This window comes from Chenggangzhangella methanolivorans, from assembly GCF_019797865.1.
Taxonomy (GTDB): domain Bacteria; phylum Pseudomonadota; class Alphaproteobacteria; order Rhizobiales; family Methylopilaceae; genus Methylopila; species Methylopila methanolivorans.
In genome coordinates this window covers 1,418,762-1,434,857 of the sequence record NZ_CP081869.1, presented here as the reverse complement: position 1 = coordinate 1,434,857, position 16,096 = coordinate 1,418,762, and the positions used below count along the sequence as shown (strand labels likewise).

Annotated in this window: 14 protein-coding genes and 4 pseudogenes; 15 read left to right on the top strand and 3 right to left on the bottom strand. The window is 67.9% G+C overall.

Annotated elements, in window-relative coordinates; genetic code table 11:
• Positions 1 to 18 precede the first annotated feature (18 nt).
• Positions 19 to 180, bottom strand: a pseudogene (locus K6K41_RS07560) (carboxymuconolactone decarboxylase family protein); the annotation flags it as partial.
• An 86-nt stretch (positions 181 to 266) separates the two neighbouring features.
• Between K6K41_RS07560 and K6K41_RS07555 the strand changes: the two are divergent.
• The gene (locus K6K41_RS07555; protein WP_261404538.1) at positions 267 to 542 is read left to right on the top strand and encodes a metal-sensitive transcriptional regulator; all 276 of its coding nucleotides are present in this window, start codon (positions 267 to 269) and stop codon (positions 540 to 542) included.
• Between the two features lie 86 nt (positions 543 to 628).
• Here the strand turns inward: K6K41_RS07555 and K6K41_RS07550 are convergent, their stop codons facing one another.
• Entirely contained in the window at positions 629 to 1,369 is a 741-nt protein-coding gene (locus K6K41_RS07550; RefSeq protein ID WP_261404537.1) for a TrmB family transcriptional regulator, read from the bottom strand.
• Positions 1,370 to 1,655: 286 nt separating this feature from the next.
• Between K6K41_RS07550 and K6K41_RS07545 the strand changes: the two genes are divergently transcribed.
• From K6K41_RS07545 to K6K41_RS07495, 10 genes and pseudogenes are all read left to right on the top strand, one after another.
• On the top strand, positions 1,656 to 2,339 hold the full coding sequence (locus K6K41_RS07545) for an ABC transporter permease (protein ID WP_261404536.1): 684 nt from the start codon (positions 1,656 to 1,658) through the stop codon (positions 2,337 to 2,339).
• A gap of 14 nt (positions 2,340 to 2,353) precedes the next feature.
• Entirely contained in the window at positions 2,354 to 2,482 is a 129-nt protein-coding gene (locus K6K41_RS07540; protein ID WP_261404535.1) for a hypothetical protein, read from the top strand.
• Positions 2,483 to 2,500: 18 nt separating this feature from the next.
• A pseudogene (locus K6K41_RS07535) lies at positions 2,501 to 2,758 on the top strand (ATP-binding cassette domain-containing protein); the annotation flags it as partial.
• A 73-nt stretch (positions 2,759 to 2,831) separates the two neighbouring features.
• Positions 2,832 to 2,987: pseudogene (locus tag K6K41_RS07530) on the top strand (ABC transporter ATP-binding protein); the annotation flags it as partial.
• A gap of 139 nt (positions 2,988 to 3,126) precedes the next feature.
• Positions 3,127 to 3,333: a hypothetical protein gene (locus tag K6K41_RS07525; protein WP_261405910.1), complete on the top strand. Its 207-nt coding sequence runs from the start codon at positions 3,127 to 3,129 to the stop codon at positions 3,331 to 3,333.
• A gap of 11 nt (positions 3,334 to 3,344) precedes the next feature.
• Positions 3,345 to 4,676, top strand: a complete 1,332-nt coding sequence (locus K6K41_RS07520; RefSeq protein ID WP_261405674.1) for an ABC transporter substrate-binding protein — start codon at positions 3,345 to 3,347, stop codon at positions 4,674 to 4,676.
• Positions 4,676 to 5,137 carry a flavin reductase family protein gene (locus K6K41_RS07515; protein WP_315855155.1) on the top strand — a complete coding sequence of 154 codons (462 nt, stop codon included), beginning with the start codon at positions 4,676 to 4,678 and terminating at the stop codon, positions 5,135 to 5,137. The genes K6K41_RS07520 and K6K41_RS07515 overlap by 1 nt, the downstream gene beginning before the upstream one ends.
• Before the next feature lie 238 nt (positions 5,138 to 5,375).
• A pseudogene (locus K6K41_RS30270) lies at positions 5,376 to 6,004 on the top strand (nitrilase-related carbon-nitrogen hydrolase).
• Positions 5,983 to 6,348 (top strand): nitrilase-related carbon-nitrogen hydrolase, encoded by a 366-nt coding sequence (locus K6K41_RS07500; protein WP_261404534.1) that lies wholly within the window; start codon positions 5,983 to 5,985, stop codon positions 6,346 to 6,348. The pseudogene K6K41_RS30270 and the gene K6K41_RS07500 overlap by 22 nt, the downstream one beginning before the upstream one ends.
• A 475-nt stretch (positions 6,349 to 6,823) precedes the next feature.
• On the top strand, positions 6,824 to 7,303 hold the full coding sequence (locus K6K41_RS07495) for a hypothetical protein (protein WP_261404533.1): 480 nt from the start codon (positions 6,824 to 6,826) through the stop codon (positions 7,301 to 7,303).
• A 507-nt stretch (positions 7,304 to 7,810) separates the two neighbouring features.
• Here the strand turns inward: K6K41_RS07495 and K6K41_RS07490 are convergent.
• The gene (locus K6K41_RS07490; protein ID WP_261404532.1) at positions 7,811 to 9,127 is read right to left on the bottom strand and encodes an efflux transporter outer membrane subunit; all 1,317 of its coding nucleotides are present in this window, start codon (positions 9,125 to 9,127) and stop codon (positions 7,811 to 7,813) included.
• Positions 9,128 to 9,511: 384 nt separating this feature from the next.
• Between K6K41_RS07490 and K6K41_RS07485 the strand changes: the two genes are divergently transcribed.
• From K6K41_RS07485 to K6K41_RS07470, 4 genes are all read left to right on the top strand, one after another.
• Positions 9,512 to 11,905 (top strand): glycosyl hydrolase family 28-related protein, encoded by a 2,394-nt coding sequence (locus K6K41_RS07485; protein WP_261404531.1) that lies wholly within the window; start codon positions 9,512 to 9,514, stop codon positions 11,903 to 11,905.
• Positions 11,906 to 12,065: 160 nt separating this feature from the next.
• On the top strand, positions 12,066 to 13,349 hold the full coding sequence (locus K6K41_RS07480) for a glycosyltransferase family 4 protein (protein WP_261404530.1): 1,284 nt from the start codon (positions 12,066 to 12,068) through the stop codon (positions 13,347 to 13,349).
• Positions 13,346 to 14,611 (top strand): glycosyltransferase family 4 protein, encoded by a 1,266-nt coding sequence (locus K6K41_RS07475; RefSeq protein WP_261404529.1) that lies wholly within the window; start codon positions 13,346 to 13,348, stop codon positions 14,609 to 14,611. The genes K6K41_RS07480 and K6K41_RS07475 overlap by 4 nt, the downstream gene beginning before the upstream one ends.
• Positions 14,608 to 15,819 (top strand): glycosyltransferase, encoded by a 1,212-nt coding sequence (locus K6K41_RS07470; RefSeq protein WP_261404528.1) that lies wholly within the window; start codon positions 14,608 to 14,610, stop codon positions 15,817 to 15,819. Before K6K41_RS07475 ends, K6K41_RS07470 begins: the two co-directional genes overlap by 4 nt.
• Positions 15,820 to 16,096 lie beyond the last annotated feature (277 nt).

Sequence of the window (16,096 nt, the reverse complement as noted above, 5' to 3'; positions counted from 1 at the left end):
GTTTCGGTCGTGCGGGAATTAAGTCGCGGAGGCCGGCGCGTCCATTGCGCGGGCGGAATAGACCAGCGCCGCGCCTGCATTGAGCGCCACCGCGACGGTGAGCGCCTCCATGATCTCCTCCTTGCCGGCGCCGGCGTCCTTGGCGGCCTGCGTGTGGACGGCGATGCAGCCGTCGCAGCGCGCCCGGTCCCCCGGGGAGCGGACGGTTCGACCTGTTCGTCGAGGAGCCTCTTGCCCGCGATACCCCCGCGGGGTAAATTCAGGTCATGCAGTGCAGCACCAAGGCGTCTTGCGGGAAGCGTTTGAGCCGGATCGAAGGTCAGGTCCGCGGCATCGCGCGCATGCTGGAGGAAGGCCGCTACTGCATCGACGTGGTGACCCAGATCTCCGCCGTTCGGGCCGCGCTGAAGCGGGTCGAGGAGGAGATCCTCAAGGACCATGTCGGCCACTGCGTCGAGGCCGCCATCCAGTCGGGCGACAAGGACGAGCAGCGCCAGAAGGTCGCCGAGCTCGTCAGCGTTCTCGGCAGAGTCCGCGGCTGACGCTGCGCCCGTTCCCGCATTCGGTCGCCCCGCCGGCGCGGGCGCGGTTCCGCTGAGGGACGAACTGCCGAGCGCTCGCGGCGCGCTCAGGTCGTCGGCGTGCTCATGCTCCACATCACGTCGAACATGGCGGCCTGGAAGGCGGCGTATTCCGCGCTGTCCAGGATGAGGCCGTAGCTCTCCCGCGCGGACGAGATCACGCAGACCTTCGTTCCGTAGATGAAGCAGGTCATCGCCAGATTGTGGGCGGCGGGCGCATAGCGCAATTCGCGCTTCTCGCCGGCGCTCGACGGCCAGATCGGCGCGATGTCGCGCTCCTCGGAACGGATCACGCGCAGCCAGATGCCGCGCCGCGCGCGCTCTTTCAGATAGCGCTCCATCTCCTCGAGCCCGGGCTCGGCCATCAGCTCGCGCATCGAAAGCGTTGCGCGGAGCTCCTTCTGCTCGCCCGTCAGCGTGTCCCAGAGGGCCTCGCGGATGCCCTCGGGGCCGGGGTGGAAGCGGACGTTCGGCTGGCCGTTCTCGTGGTGATACATCGAGCGCAGCGTCGGCATGACGTCCTCGAGCATCTGCCGGCGCGCTTCCGCCCGCTCGAGCAGGATGCCCGGATCCTGCGCCACCACGAAGCGGCGCTTGCCGTGGTCGACGAAGCGCACCAGCCCCTCGTCCTCGAGCTTGGCCAGCCCGTCATGGGCCGTGGTGCGCGCCATGCCGGCGCGCGAGGCGACCTCGGTCACCGAGCCGCCGCCGAGGCCGATCGCCGTCACATAGAGCCGGTAGAGCGTCCCCGTAATCCCGATCCGGGCGAGCTTTTCCTCAAGATCCACGCGGCGTTCCTGTTGTTATTCCGCGGCGCAGCATGTCCGATATCGCCCTGCGCGTCCATGTGTCGGTTTAAGCCGACAATTGGTGAGTGTCAGGATCAAATTTCAGGCGCCGTTGCGTCAGTTATCTGCTGATTTATGAAGGCAATGCATTCGCATTGGTCAGGTATGGCGCGTTTTTGGCGTTGACGGTTATGGCCGACACTTTCATGGATTGATCGTCAACCACAGGCGACGGGGTCCGACCGACCGCCTCAGCCGGGTCGTGGGATCGAACATGCTCATGGAAATGAAGGCCGAAGCCGCCCCCGCTTCCGTCTCCGCCGGCCGAGCCAAGCGCGGCGGCCTCGCCGTCCTGTTCGCCGATCGATCGGTGCGCGCCGCGCTCGGCCTTGCGGCCTTCTTCGCGGTCTGGCAGGCGCTGACGAGCCTCGGGATCATCGACGGCTTTCTGCTGCCGTCCCCCGTGGCGGTCGCCGGCGCGCTGTGGGAGATGGCGCTCGACGGCTCGCTCTGGGTGCATCTCGGGGCCAGCCTGCAGCGCGTCGCGATCGGCTTCGCGATCGCCTGCGTGGTCGGGATCAGCCTCGGCCTCGTCTGCGGATGGTGGCGCGCGGTCGCGGATTTCGTGCGCCCCGTGGTCGAGGCGCTCCGGCCGATCCCGCCGCTCGCCTGGATCCCGATCACCATCCTCTGGTTCGGGCTCGGCGACTCGGCCTCCTACTTCCTGGTCTTCCTCGGCGCCGTGTTTCCGGCCTTCGTCGCAACCTACACCGCGGTCCGCGGCCTCGACCGCAACCAGATGAACGCCGCGCTCTGCCTCGGCGCAAAGCCCTGGCAGCTCTTTACCGACGTGCTGATCCCGGCCTCGCTGCCGATCATCCTGCCGGGCCTCAGGATCGCGCTCGGCGTCGGCTGGATGTGCGTGGTGACCGCCGAGCTGATCGCGGCCCAGACCGCCTCGGCTACCTGATCCAGCAGTCCCGTATGCTGTTCCAGATCAACAACGTCGTGGCCGGCATGGTGGCGATCGGGCTCGTGGGCTTCGCGATGTCCGCGGTCCTTGAAAGCATCGAGCGCCGGGTGAACGCCTGGGCTCCTTCCGAGCGCAACTGAGCCGAGGAGCCGAACATCATGTCAGCCGCCGTCGCCCTCATGACGCCCCCGCCGCTCGCCGACGAGGCCCTGCCCGAGACCCAGATCGATATCCGCAACGTCGGCAAGGTCTATGGCGGCGGCGCGGACGCCGCCGTGATCGCCCTCGACGGGGTCAGCCTGAGCATCCGCCGCGGCGAGTTCGTCTCGCTGCTCGGGCCCTCGGGCTGCGGGAAGTCGACCCTGCTCAACATCATCGCGGGCTTCCAGTCGGCCTCGAGCGGCCAGCTGATGCAGAACGGCCGGGCGATCACGAAGCCCGACCCGTCCCGCACGGTCGTGTTCCAGGACTACGCGCTGTTCGGCTGGGATGACGGTGCAGCAGAACGTCGAGTTCGGCCTGAAGGCCAAGGGCTTGGCCAGGCGCGAGCGGGCCGAGATCGCGCGCTCGCTGATCGACACGGTCCGGCTCACGGGCTTCGAGGACAAGTTCCCGCACCAGATCTCGGGCGGCATGAAGCAGCGCGCGGCCATCGCCCGCGCGCTCGCGCCCGATCCCGACATCCTGCTGATGGACGAGCCCTTCGGCGCGCTCGACGCGCAGACCCGCGTGCTGCTGCAGGAAGAAATCGCCCGCATTTCATCGGAGGCGAAAGAAGACCGTCGTGTTCGTCACCCACGGCATCGACGAGGCGGTGTTCCTCGCCGACCGCGTGGTGGTGATGAGCCCGCGGCCGGGCCGCGTCCGAGAGGAGGTTCTCGTGCCGCTGCCGCGTCCGCGCACCGCCGAGATGCGCTCCGATCCTTGGTTCGTCTCCACCGTCAACGCGCTGTGGGAGACGCTGAAGCCCGAATGGCAAAAAGGGGAATAGACGTGACCGTGATGCTTTCTCGCCGTCGCTTCGGCCAGCTGTCGGCCGGTCTCGTCGGCTCCGCCGCGCTCGCCATGCCCGCGATCGTGCGTGCTCAAGGCTCGACCGACACGGTCAAGATGGGCTGGTTCAACACCACCACCGTCTCGGCCCAGATCGCCCATGTGCTGAAGCGCACCGACATCGCGGCCCGCAACGGGCTGAAGATGGAGATGATCCAGCTCAACGCCTCGCCGGCGGTGAACGAAGCGATCGTCTCGAACGCCGCCGACGTCGGCACGCTGTCAGACTTCGCCGCGGTCACCACCATGGCGGTCGGAGCGCCCGTCACCACCATCGCGTCTCAGGCGCGGTTCCGCTCGGCTGTGCTCGCCACCAAGAAGTCCGGCATCACCGATCTCGCCGGGCTGAAGGGCAAGGTGTTCGGCACCTTCGGCATCACGGCGTTCCAGAACGCGCAGGAGGCGGTGATCGGCGCGGGGCTGAAGCCCGGCTCCGACATGACCTTCGTGAACGTCGGCCCGGCCGAGCTCGCCGACGCCGTCGGCGCGCAGCGCATCGACGCCTTCTTCACCTACGACCCGTTCGTGTCGTTCTTCGAGAATTCCGGCCACGCCCAGGTCGTGTCGCAGAACCTCACGCCCGTCATCGTGCTCACAGCCAACAACCGCTTCGTGAAGGACCGTCCGGAGGTCGTCGAGCGCTATCTTCGCGCAAGCTCCGAGGCGCTGTTCTTCGCGAGCCAGAACCACGACCTCGTCAACGGCTGGTTCCGTTCGCTCGAGCCGGCCAAGAACATCCCCGAGCCCGCTGCAGAAGGCCTCGAGCTACGACCCGGCCTGGAACGCGAAGGCCGTCACCGACATCAAGGCGGCGCTCTCCGACGAGCAGATCGCCAAGATGGGAACGCTCGCCAAATGGGGCGTCGAGGCCAAGCTCCTGCCGCGCATGCCCGACGTCTCGAAGTTCATCAACACCGAGATCGCGGGCAAGGTCGACACGGCGCTCGCGGCCGCGAACTTCGATCCGAAGTCGGTGAAGGTCATCGGCTGATTTCAGCGCCGCCCCTTGCCGACCATGTCTCCGCGGTTGGCGGCGCCCTTCGGCCGGCTTGGCGAAGGGCTCCACGCCGACCATCCCTCCCCCTTGCGGGGAGGGTGAGGGTGGGGGTGGTTCAGGAGAGGGCGTTGACGTTTTGCGTAGAGCGGCGTCGGCCGCGGCGCTCCCTTCTGAACCACCCCCACCCCCGACCCCTCCCCGCAAGGGGAGGGGAGAGGCGCGCGCTTCTCGGCGCGGCCTTCAGGCGAGAGTCCGCGCCAATCCCGAATTTGTGGCGACGATGATGACGATCTTGGAAACCCGATCCGCGCCGCCATCCGCCCCTGCCTCCCGCCATTTCGACTTCGGCGCGATGGCGGCGGAGGATCGTTATCGCCTTCTGACCGCAGCCGTCCTGCCGCGGCCGATCGCCTGGGTGACGTCCGCTTCGCCCGCCGGCGAGATCAACGCGGCGCCCTATTCCTTCTTCAACGTCTTCGGCTCCGACCGTCCTGTCGTCGCGCTCGGCGTGCTGGCGCGGCCCGAGCGGCCGAAGGACACCGCCGCCAACATCCGCGCGACGGCCGAGTTCGTGGTCAACCTCGTGCCCTACGAACTCGCCGAGGCCATGAACGTCACCTGCGTGGACGCGCCCGCCGGCGTCGACGAGCTCGATCTCGCGGGCCTCGACCGCGGCGAGCGTCGCGGTCGCGCCTCCGCGCATCGCAGCCTCCCCGGTCGCGTTCGAGTGCCGGCTGATCCATGACTACGAGACCGGCCCCGGCCAGTGGCTGCTGGTCGGCGAGGTGCTGCACGCCCATTTCGCGACCCGCGTCCTGACCGGGGACCCGGCGCGCCGCGCGTCGACCACGCGGCGCTCGACCTCATCGCCCGCATGCACGGGCCGACCGCCTACGCGCGCACCCGCGACGTCTTCGACATGTCCCGGCCGGTCTGGTCCGGCGGCTTCCGACCTGTCACCTCCCATCCGAGATCCAAGAAACATGACCAAGATCAAGGTCGCGGCCGTCCAGGCGTCCACCGTTCCGTTCGACGCCGCGGCCGCGACGGCCCGCACGATCGAGCTGCTGGCCGAGGCCGCCGCCAAGGGCGTCTCGCTCGCGGTGTTTCCGGAAGCCTTCATCGGCGGCTATCCGAAGGGGCTCGACTTCGGCTGCGCGATCGGCCGCCGCACGCCCGAGGGCCGCGCCGACTTCGCCCGCTACTTCAAGGGCGCGATCACTGTTCCGGGCCCGGAGGTCCACGCGCTGTCGCTCGCCTGCGCGCGGCTGAAGATCTACGCCGTGGTGGGCGTCATCGAGCGCGACGGCGGCACGCTCTACTGCACCGTGCTCTACATCTCGCCGACCGGCGAGGTCGGAAAGCACCGCAAGGTCATGCCGACCGGCTCGGAGCGTCTCGTCTGGGCTTTGGCGACGGCTCGACGCTCACCACCATGGACACCCCCTTCGGGCGCGTCGGCGGCGCGGTGTGCTGGGAGCACTACATGCCGCTGATGCGCGCGGCCTATTACGCCAAGGGCGTCCAGCTCTGGGCGGCGCCGACGGCGGACGACCGCGAGAGCTGGATCTCGACCATGCCCATGTCGCGATGGAGGGGCGCTGCTTCGTGATCGGCGCCTGCCAGGTGATGAAGCGCTCCGACTTCCCGGAGGACTACGCCAGCCGCATCGAGGCAGGTCCCGACGAGTGGATGATGCATGGCCGCTCGGTCATCGTCGGCCCGCTCGGCGACGTGCTGGCGGGCCCGCTGGTCGACGAGGAGGGCACGCTGACGGCCGACGTCGACGTCGACGACATCATCGGCGCCAAGCTCGACTTCGATCCGGTCGGCCACTATTCGCGGCCCGACATCTTCAGCCTTCGCGTCGACGAGGCCGAGAAGGCGCCTGTCGTCGCCGGCTCCAAGCCGACGAAGCCGGCGGGCGGCGAGATCTCCGTCGAGGAGGCCGCCTGACGGCGGCCGACCGGCGCGACGCGCCATAAAGGTCGATCTTTCGTCGCCCCGGCTCACGGGCGTCGCGCATCCGCCGCGGGACCGATCGGGCGGGCGCGCGCCGACCTGAAAACCCAGAACGACCGGCGCGCTTCAGATGCCGTCCACGAAGCTCGCCATGGAATCGGCCCGCGCGTCGCGCAGTTCGGCGAGCGTCCGGTGGCCGAAAACGCCCGCGTTCGCCGGTTTGGCTCGTTCACCTGACTCCAAAGAAACATCCAGTACGCCACAGAGTCGCCAAACAGGTAAAAAGGTATTGTAAAAAATAACCTTAGCGTAGAGGTGGAGAAAATAAATCTCCCCGAACTTTTGGGGGTGGACGATTGGAGATTCGTTCGACTACGCAGAAATACGTAGGTTCGAGGCGATTCGGACGCAAAGTTTTGCATGTGCATCCACAGAGGGGCGCATACATTACAAGGCGGGGATGTGATTTATGTCGGAATATACCAGCGCTGATGACATGATGTTCTTTTTCGCTGCGGAGGAGAACGAAGGCGCTAAAGATCTGTCGACAGAACGACTGGGGTGGCTTCATGACGATGCTGCGCCCGCCTCGGGATGGACATACGACCACCTTTACGTCGGCGACTCCGGGTCGAGCGGCACGATGGGCACGGAAGGCCGCGACCTGATGTATGGGAAGGGCGGCGAAGACCATCTGGCTTCGATTAGCGGCGCTGACAAGCTTTATGGCGGGGGAGGTGGCGACGTCCTGTCCGGCGGCGACGGCGCCGATACGCTCGTCGGGCTCTGGCGGCGATTACCTGTTGGGCGAACTTGGAGTCGACAAGTTGACAGGCGGTCCCGGGCGACCAGTTCGCATTTCAGGCGCAGATCTGGGCGCACGAGAGCGGGCCAGGCGGAGGCGGTCGCGACACGATCACGGACTTTCATCGCGGCCAAGACCGGCTGACCTTCGCGGAACTTCCGCTGAACGGGTCGAAAGGCGGATATGACTTCATCGGGGAGCAAGAGTTCGATCACGCCGGACAGATCCGTTACGAAACGACCAAAAACGGCGATCTCAATGTCTTCGTCAACATGGACAATGATCGTGCGCCAGAGCTGGCAATTCATCTCAACGATATTTCGAAGCTGGGGGCGGACGACTTCTTTTTGTGAGCGGGAGATTTTGCGAGTGACAGGAAAATCTGCTGCGGCGAAGCTCGAACTCCCGGCGCCTCGGTACAGTCCGTCGCGTCCGCAAGGGTCGGGACCGGTTGGCGGCTAAGGGCTCGCCTGTCGCCGCCCTAAGCTTCTGCGCCGCCCTGAAACGAGACGAGAAGCTGAAAGCGCCGTCCGGCCCCTGTCGTGAAAGCTGACGCGAGCGCGCAGGGGCGGCTGGCGAGCGACGGGATCAGGTCCGCCATCGGCGACATAAGCCGGTCAACTTGCCAGCGGCTGAGCCGGCTTTGGCGGATCAGCCGGCCTTGGAGACCAGAGGCGACCCATACGGCGCCCAGCCGCCGCCGAGCGCCTCGAACAGCGACACGATCGCCTGGAAACGCGCGAGCCGAACCTCCACCAGGATGTCCTGCGCCGAGAACAGCGACTGCTGCGCCGTGAGGACCGTGGTGATGTCGATCGCCCCGCCCTTGAGCTGCTCGCGCGCGATGTCATAGGCCTCGCGCGCGCTGTCGACCGCAGATCGCTGGAGCCTTTCCTGCTCGGTCGTCTTGCGCACGGAGACGAGGGCGTTCTCGACGTCGACGAAGGACTGGACGGCGGCCCGGCGGTAGGCGAACAGGTTTTCGCGATAGCGCCCCTTGGCGAGATCGAGCTCTCCCGGAAGCGTCGGGTCGAGCAAGGGCTGGGTGACGCCCGCGGCGAGCGCATAGACGAGCGATTGCGAGGCGAACAGCGATCTCAGCGCCGTGCTTGCGACGCCGCCTGCGGCGGTCAGGTCGAACGACGGCAGGAACGCCGCGCGCGCGGCCGTGACGTCGCTGTCGGTCGCGGCGAGCTCCGCCTCGACCTGGCGCATGTCGGGCCGGCGCAGCAAGACCTCCGACGGGATGCCCGGCGAGACCTTCGGAACCGCAAGGCCGGTCATGCGGCCGCCCTTGACCGAGAGCCGCACCGGCGGGCGTCCGAGAAGGAGAGCGAGCGCCGTCTCGTTGAGCCGGATGTTCTGCTCGATCTCCGGGATCCGCGCCTTCTCCTGGTCGAGCACGCTGCGCTGCTGGGCCCGGTCGAGCGCAGTGGCCGTCCCGGCGTCGACGCGCCCCTGGATGGCGTCGAGAATCGTCTTGGCGCTCGCGACGTTGTTCCGCGCGATCAAGAGCTGCTCCTGGGAGGCCATCAGCGCGAAATAGGTGTTGGCGACGCTCGTGACGACGCCGAGCGCGACGACCTCCTTGGCGAATCTCGCCGCCGCCGCCGAAGCCTCGGCGGAGCGGAGGTTCGCGCGGTTCTTGCCCCAGAAGTCGAGCTCGTAGCTGGCGTTGAGCTGCGCCTGGAGCAGGCCGACGGTGCGCCTCGACCCGGACACGCGCTCGGCCTGGGCGTCGGCCGAAGCCGACACCAGCGGGATCAACGGAGCGCCGGCGATGCGCGACTGGGCGTCGGCCTGCTCGATCCGCGCCAGAGCCGCTCCGATGTCCTGGTTCTCCCGCTCCGCAGTCTCGATCAGCAGGCTGAGTTCCGCGGATTTAAACCCTCGCCCACCAATCCGGCGAGGGCCACGCCGCCTTCGCGCCGCTCTCGTCGCGCCACCGGTCCGGCGCGTCGACGCCAAGCGCTGGACGATCCCACTTGTCGGCGCAGCCAGCGAGCGCCAGCGCGCCGGCGGCCATCGCCAGTCCAAGAAAAGTTTTTACAGCGCGCAAAAGTTCGACGCCCGCAGATCCGCGAATGGATACGTGTTGTGCCACGCCGAGACTAGCGCGTCAGTTGCATTTGAGAGACAATCTTCGATGAAAGAAAGCTTCGGCAAGAGCAGTCGAGGAACGTAAAACCAATCTAAGTTAGTTTCGGGGCGTCGCACCGGTAGTTCCTTCAGAACACTGAAGACGTTTCTTCAAGAGCCGTCGTGATCGGCGCCCGTCCCGGGCTGGAAGCGCTGCTCGCCTCGAAAGACGCATCGCCGCCACGCGCCGGCGTGAAACCTGTCAGAGGCGACATGTCCGAGAACCGTCGGTCCAAGGGGATTTGCGTCACGGTCGTCTCGGTTCTCGCCGTTCTTGCGAGCTTCGCGTCGCCCGCCGGCCCCGGCTTTGCGGCCGAGGCTGCGCCCGCGTCCGACGACGTCGACGTCTTCCAACCGCCCTCCATCACGCCGGCGCGGGGCGCGGGCGTGATCGTCGACGGCCTTCGAAGCGCGCAGCCCGGAGAGATCGTGACGCTTGCGGGAGACTTCGGCGAAAAGGTCTCGGGTTTCGAGACGTTCGGGCAGACCGCCGCCGGAAACGCCGTGCGCCGCACGGTGAAGCCGATCCGCATCGACGCCGGCTCCGCGGTGATCAAGCTGCCCGAGGGCCTGCCGCCGCATTCGACCTATCTGATCTGGCCGAAAAGCCGCGCCGGCTATGGCGCGCCCTTCGCGGTCAACCAGACGGAAGTCTGGTGGATCGGTCCGAAGGCGGCGCGAGGCGGCGAGCCGGTCTCGGTCTTCGGCCGCAACTTGACCGGCCCGGGGCGATCGCCGCGCGTGGTCATCCGTCCGGCGGACCGCGACGGCGCCTGGCGGCCGGCGTCGATCGTTCGCGCCAACCCTTTCAGGCTCGAGCTGATCATGCCCGATCTTGCGCCCGGCGAATACGAGTTGAAGGCGCACAACGGCAGGGGCGGCGATCTCGGATGGAGCCAGCGCCTGCGCTTCGTGATCGAATCCGGCGCGGCTCCCGCATCCCCGCAAACCTTCGACGTCAAAACCTTCGGCGCGACGGGCGACGGAGTCCAGAACGACGGGCCCGCCATCGCGGCGGCGCTGGCGGCGGCCGCCGCGGCGGCGCCGTCGACGCTGTACTTTCCGCCGGGCCGCTACCTCTGCGACAGGGCGCTGATCGCGCCGTCCGGCGTCGAATGGCGCGGCGCGGGCCGCCAGGCCAGCACGCTCGCGTTCTCGGTCGAGCTCCGGACGCTCGACGCTCCGGCTTTCATCCATTCGCGCGGCGAAGCCTCCCACGTGACGTTCGACGGTCTCACGATCGAGGCGGACGGAAAGGTCGGCGGACCTGACGGGGGCCTCGTCAGCCTCAGCGGGTCTCGTCTTCGGTTCACGAAAGTGAAGCTGTCGTCCTGGGGCGGCCTCACGCTTCGGCTGGCCGCCGACGACGTGACGATCGAGGATTCCGACATCGTCGGTCCGGGCAGCTTCCTGAAGTCGAGCTCCCAGGCGTTCATTTCCGGAACCACCTTCCAGATGACGAACGACGGCGAGTCCGCGATCGCGAGCTGGGGCGGGCGCGACATCGCGATGACGGGCAATCGCCTCGTCAACGCCGATGAAAGCCGGGCGGACGGACATGGCGTCGGGCGGCTCTTCGTGGCGCAGCCCCACCTCGGCAGGACCCGGAACCTATATTTCTCCGGCAACGAGACGGTGAACGCCGCGCCGCGCGATTGCGCCGAGGTCGACTGCAACAAGGGCGAGCAGATCATACTGGAGTTCGGCGGGGTCCTGTTGAGGCCGCGGCCGGTCTCGATCGGTCCGTCGAGCGTCACCTTTCGCGCGCAGGACGGCTTGGAGATCGAGCCGGGTTTTGACGTCGTCGTGTCGGGCGGCCGGGGCTTTGGTCAGCGCCGGCGGATCGTGTCGGCAGAGAAAGGGAAACTGACGCTCGACCGGCCATGGGACGTCACGCCCGACGCGAAGGCCAGCCGCTTCTTCGTGACGCCGGTCGCCGAAAGGGCGGTGGTCTATCGAAACCGCTTCGAGGGCCGGCGGACCCATTCGCAGCACGACTCCAACTCGACCGCGACGCTGGTCTGGGGCCTGTGCTTCGACGTCGTGGTCGCGGACAACGACATTTCGAGGATGCGCCACGGAGTGATGGTGGCGGCCACCTCGGGCACGAAGCGCGACAGCGTCTCGGCCCCCTTCTTCGCGCTCGTCGAGGACAATCGCATCAGCGACGGCTGGAACGGGCTCTATACCGGCCTGACGTTCGGCTTCGACACGGACCCCGTCGTCGCCGGCGGCGTCGGAACCGTGTTCCGTCGCAACGACATTCGCCGAATGAGCAACATCGGCGTTGCGTTCGACACCTGGGACACGCGCGGAGGCGATTTCAGCGCCACCGTGTTCGAGAGAAACCAGATCGAGCAGGTGCGCTACGGCGTCGTGTCGGGCCTCAAGCTCATCTGGTCGAACGGCGCCTTCGCGCCGACGCCGGCCGACGGAACGCGGCTGCGCCAGACGGTGCTTCACGCCAACCGGATCGACGGCCTCGGTTCAGGCGCGCGCGGCGCGGCCTTTCGCTCGGACCGCTTTCAGGACTGGATCGACATCGGCGGAACCTGGAGCGGCTTTCCGCCCGGTGATCGTCCGCCACGGGGAAAAGATCGGGACTAGGGAGAGCCCGTCCGCGATCCAAAGCGGTATGTGAGCTGGCTCATGAGGGAGCTCTCTACCTCCAAAGGCGCTTCCGGCAGCCGGCCTTATCACTTCTGCAAACTTGTCCGCCCGGCCTCGGCTTGATGCCATCGCGTCAACGCAACGACGGATCGGGCGGATGAAGATCGTCATCGTCAACCGCTTCTTCGCGCCCGACCAGTCGGCCACCAGCCGCATGGCGACGAGCCTCGCGACCGGCCTCGCCGCGAGCGGCTTCGAGGTCGAGGCGATCGCGAGCGCGTCGTTTCACGACGACCCGTCGCGGAAGCTGCCGCCGTCCGAGACGATCGACGGCGTCGGGGTGACGCGCATCGACGCCGCCCGTTTCGGCCGCGGCCGGACGTTCGGGCGGGCTCTCGACTATCTGTCTTTCCACGCTGGCGCGGCCTGGGGCCTGCTCCGCCGCGTGTCGCCGGGCGACGTCTGCGTCGTGTGCACCGATCCGCCCCTGATGTCGATCAGCGCGCTGCCGGCGCTTGTGATCCGGCGGGCGGCGCTGGTGAACTGGCTGAACGACCTGTTTCCGGAAGCGGCCTTCGGGGCCGGGATGATGCGCGGAGACGGCTTGATCGGCCGTATCCTGCTTGCGCTTCGGGACTTCTCGGTGCGGCGGGCGGCGGCGAACGTCGCGCCGATCGAGCGCATGGCGGCGGCGCTCCGGTCCCGAAACGCCGAACGCGCGAAAATATCCGTGGTGCATCACTGGTCCGAGGGCGAAGCGCTGAAGCCGATGCCGCGCGGCCTGAGCCCGTTCCGGCGAGACTGGGGGCTCGAGGGCAAGTTCGTGCTCGGCTATTCGGGCAATCTCGGCCGCGCGCACGACTTCACGACGCTGATCGAGGCGGCCGACCGTCTTCGCGCACGCAAGGACATCGCGTTCCTGATCGTCGGCGGCGGCCACCGATTGGGCTGGGTCATCTCGGAAGCGGCCCGTCGAAAGCTTCCGAACCTGCTCATCAGGCCGCTCCAGCCCGAAGCCCGGCTTCGGGAGTGCCTCGCGGCGGCCGACGCGCATTTCGTGTCGCTGCTGCCAGCCTTCGAGTCCTCGGTCGTGCCGAGCAAGTTCTACGGCGTGGCCGCCGCCGGACGCGCGACGCTTTTCGTGGGCGACCGCCGGGGCGAGATCGCGCGGTTGCTCGAGGACGGCGACTGCGGCGCGTCGTTCGAGATCGGCGAGTCCCTGTTTCTGGCGCGGGCGATCGAGCGCTACGCCGACGATCCCGTTCTGGTCGACCGCCTCGGAGGAAACGCGCGGCGGCTGTTCGAAGCCCGCTTCAGCCGCGACCGCGGCCTGGCCGCCTGGCGGGACGTCGTCATGTCCTGCGCGACCCGCCCGGCCTCCGGCCGACTGCGCGGCCCGGCGCGCCCGCGCGACCCCGCCCGGCCCGGACGCATGTCATGACCGGCGGCCGCGTCATCGTCGCCCAACTCGGCGCGCGCATGCATTACGCGGTTCCCCGCATCCTGCACGCAGAGGGCCGGCTCGCGCATTTCTACACCGACATCTGCGCGACGAGCGGCTGGCCGCGCATGCTTGCAGGCCTTCCGTCGTCGATGTTGCCGAGAGGGGTGCGCCGGCTCGTCGGACGCGTCCTGCGACTGCCGGCGAGCCGGATCACGAGCTTTTCCTGGCTCGGCCTGTCCTTCGCGATCCGGCGCGCGCGCGCCGACACGCCGACCGCCGCCACTGAGGCTCACCTCTGGGCCGGGCGCCGGCTGTCGCAGTGCGTGCGGCGCGACTTCGGCCGACATGGACACCCCGAGGCGACGCATCTCTACGCCTTCAGCGGCGAATGCCTCGAACTGCTGCGCGAGGCCCGGTCGCGCGGATTGAAAACGATCGTCGAACAGATCAACGCCCCGAGGGGAATCCTCGACAAACTTGTCGAGGAGGAGCGGCGGTCCTTCCCCGATTGGGTCGGCGTCCCTGAACCCGACGCCCGCTCCGAAAGCTACGCCTTGCGCGAGACCATGGAGTGGGCGGCGGCGGACCTTGTGGTCTGCGGCTCCGATTTCGTCCGCGCCGGCGTCATCGCGAGCGGCGGAGATCCCAACAGGACGGTGGTCGTGCCCTACGGCGTCGACCTGCGGGCGGGACGGCGCGAGCCCAGGAGACGCGGCGACGGCCCGCTGCGGGTTCTGACCGTCGGCGGCGTCGGCCTGCGGAAGGGCAGCCCCTATGTGCTGGAGGCCGCGCGGCGGCTGCGCGGCGTCGCGGAGTTTCGCCTCGTCGGCGGGCTCGATGTCTCGCATGCGGCGCGGAGCCGCCTGGCGGAGGCCGCGACGCTGACGGGCGCCGTTCCCCGATCGGAGATCGCCGCCCATTACGACTGGGCGGACGTCTTCCTTCTTCCCTCGATCTGCGAGGGCTCGGCCACGGTGATCTACGAAGCGCTCGCCTGCGGGCTTCCGGTGGTCACGACGCCCAATTCCGGCAGCGTGGTGCGGCAAGGCGTCGACGGCTTCGTCACGCCGATCCGCGACCCTGACGCGATCGAGGCGGCGCTTCGTCAGCTCGCCGGAGACGGCGGCCTCTACCTGAAGATGGCGGAGAACGCTTTTCAGCGAGGGCGCGAATTCGGGCTGCGCGATTATGGACGCAGGCTGATCGAGGCGCTCGACCACCCCTGCGCCGCGACCCCCAGCGCGACGAAGGCCGCATGAGCGACCCTGCGACGAGCGATCTGTCTGCGGCCGGAAACGATCGTCCGGTCCGGATCGGCATGCTTGTCGGGTCCGTCGGGGAGCAGGGCGGCGGCGTGCCGGCGAGCGTGCGCGACATGGCGAGCGCGCTCAGCCGCCTGCCGAACGTCGAGGTGGTCGCATTCGCGTCCGCCGGCTCCGTCGAAGCCCTCGAAATCGCGTCCTGGAGGCCGGTAGGGCTGAGAGTCTTTCCGATCTTCGGTCCCACCACGTTCGGCTACGCGCGCGGCCTCGACCGCGCGCTCTCGCAATCAGGGATCGACGTCCTGCATGTCCACGGACTGTGGATGTACATATCGATCGCGGCGCGGAGCTGGTCGCGCCGCACCGGGCGCCGCTATCTCGTGAGCCCGCATGGCATGCTGGACAGCTGGGCGCTGGCCAACAGCGGCTGGAAGAAAGAGCTCGCGCTGCGCGCCTATGAGCGCCGGCATCTCGACGGCGCCGCCTGCATCCACGCCCTGTGCGAAAGCGAGCGGCAGGCCGTCCGCTCTTTCGGGCTTTGCAACCCCATCTGCGTCATTCCGAACGGTGTCGCGCTGCCCCCAGACGACTTCGTCGCGCATCGTCGTTCGGGCGAGCGGCGCACCTTGCTGTTCCTCGGGCGCGTCACCCCGAAAAAAGGCCTCGTCGCGCTGATCGAGGGCTGGTCGCAGTCACGACGCCATCCGGGCGCAGGGGCGTGGGATCTCGAGATCGCAGGGTCGGGCGAACCGGCCTTCGTCGCCGAACTCGAGGCGCTCATCGACCGGCTCGGCGTGAGGTCGTCCGCGCGCCTTGTGGGCCACAGGTCGGGCGAGGCGAAGACCCGCGCCTTCACGAACGCCGACGCCTTCGTGCTGCCGTCGGTGAGCGAAGGACAGCCGCTCGCCGTGCTCGAGGCCTGGGCGCACGGCCTGCCCGCGCTCATCACGCCGCGCTGCAACCTGCCGGAAGGCTTCGCGGCCCGCGCCGCCCTTCCGATCGGGTGGTCGGCGGACGAGATTTCGAGCGGTCTCGCGACGCTCTTCGCCATGCCCGATCGAGAGCGCGCCGAAATGGGGCGACGCGGCCGCGCCCTCGCCGAGCAGAGCTTCTCATGGCGGTCGGCGGCCGAGCGGTGGGCGAGGGTCTATCGCTGGGCGGCCGGGCCCTCGACGACGCCCTCGACTCCCTTGGTCACGCGGTGAAGCCTCGACGGTCGACGCAGCAGGATCGCGTGACGGAGTCTAGTTTGCGTAACGGCTCAACCCATACGTAGTAATACGGACGTACGCCTTACGATTATTGCAAAACGACAATCTATGTCCCGATTTGGCGCAAAAAATCTGATTATTCATTTTTGTCAATGACTCCTAATCTAGGTTAAAGAAGATTTCCACAACCACGGGTTACCTTTTTGGTAAGCTGAACGCGAGCGCTTCCTTAAGGCGACAGGGCAGGCATAACAAGACGAAGTGACGTCAC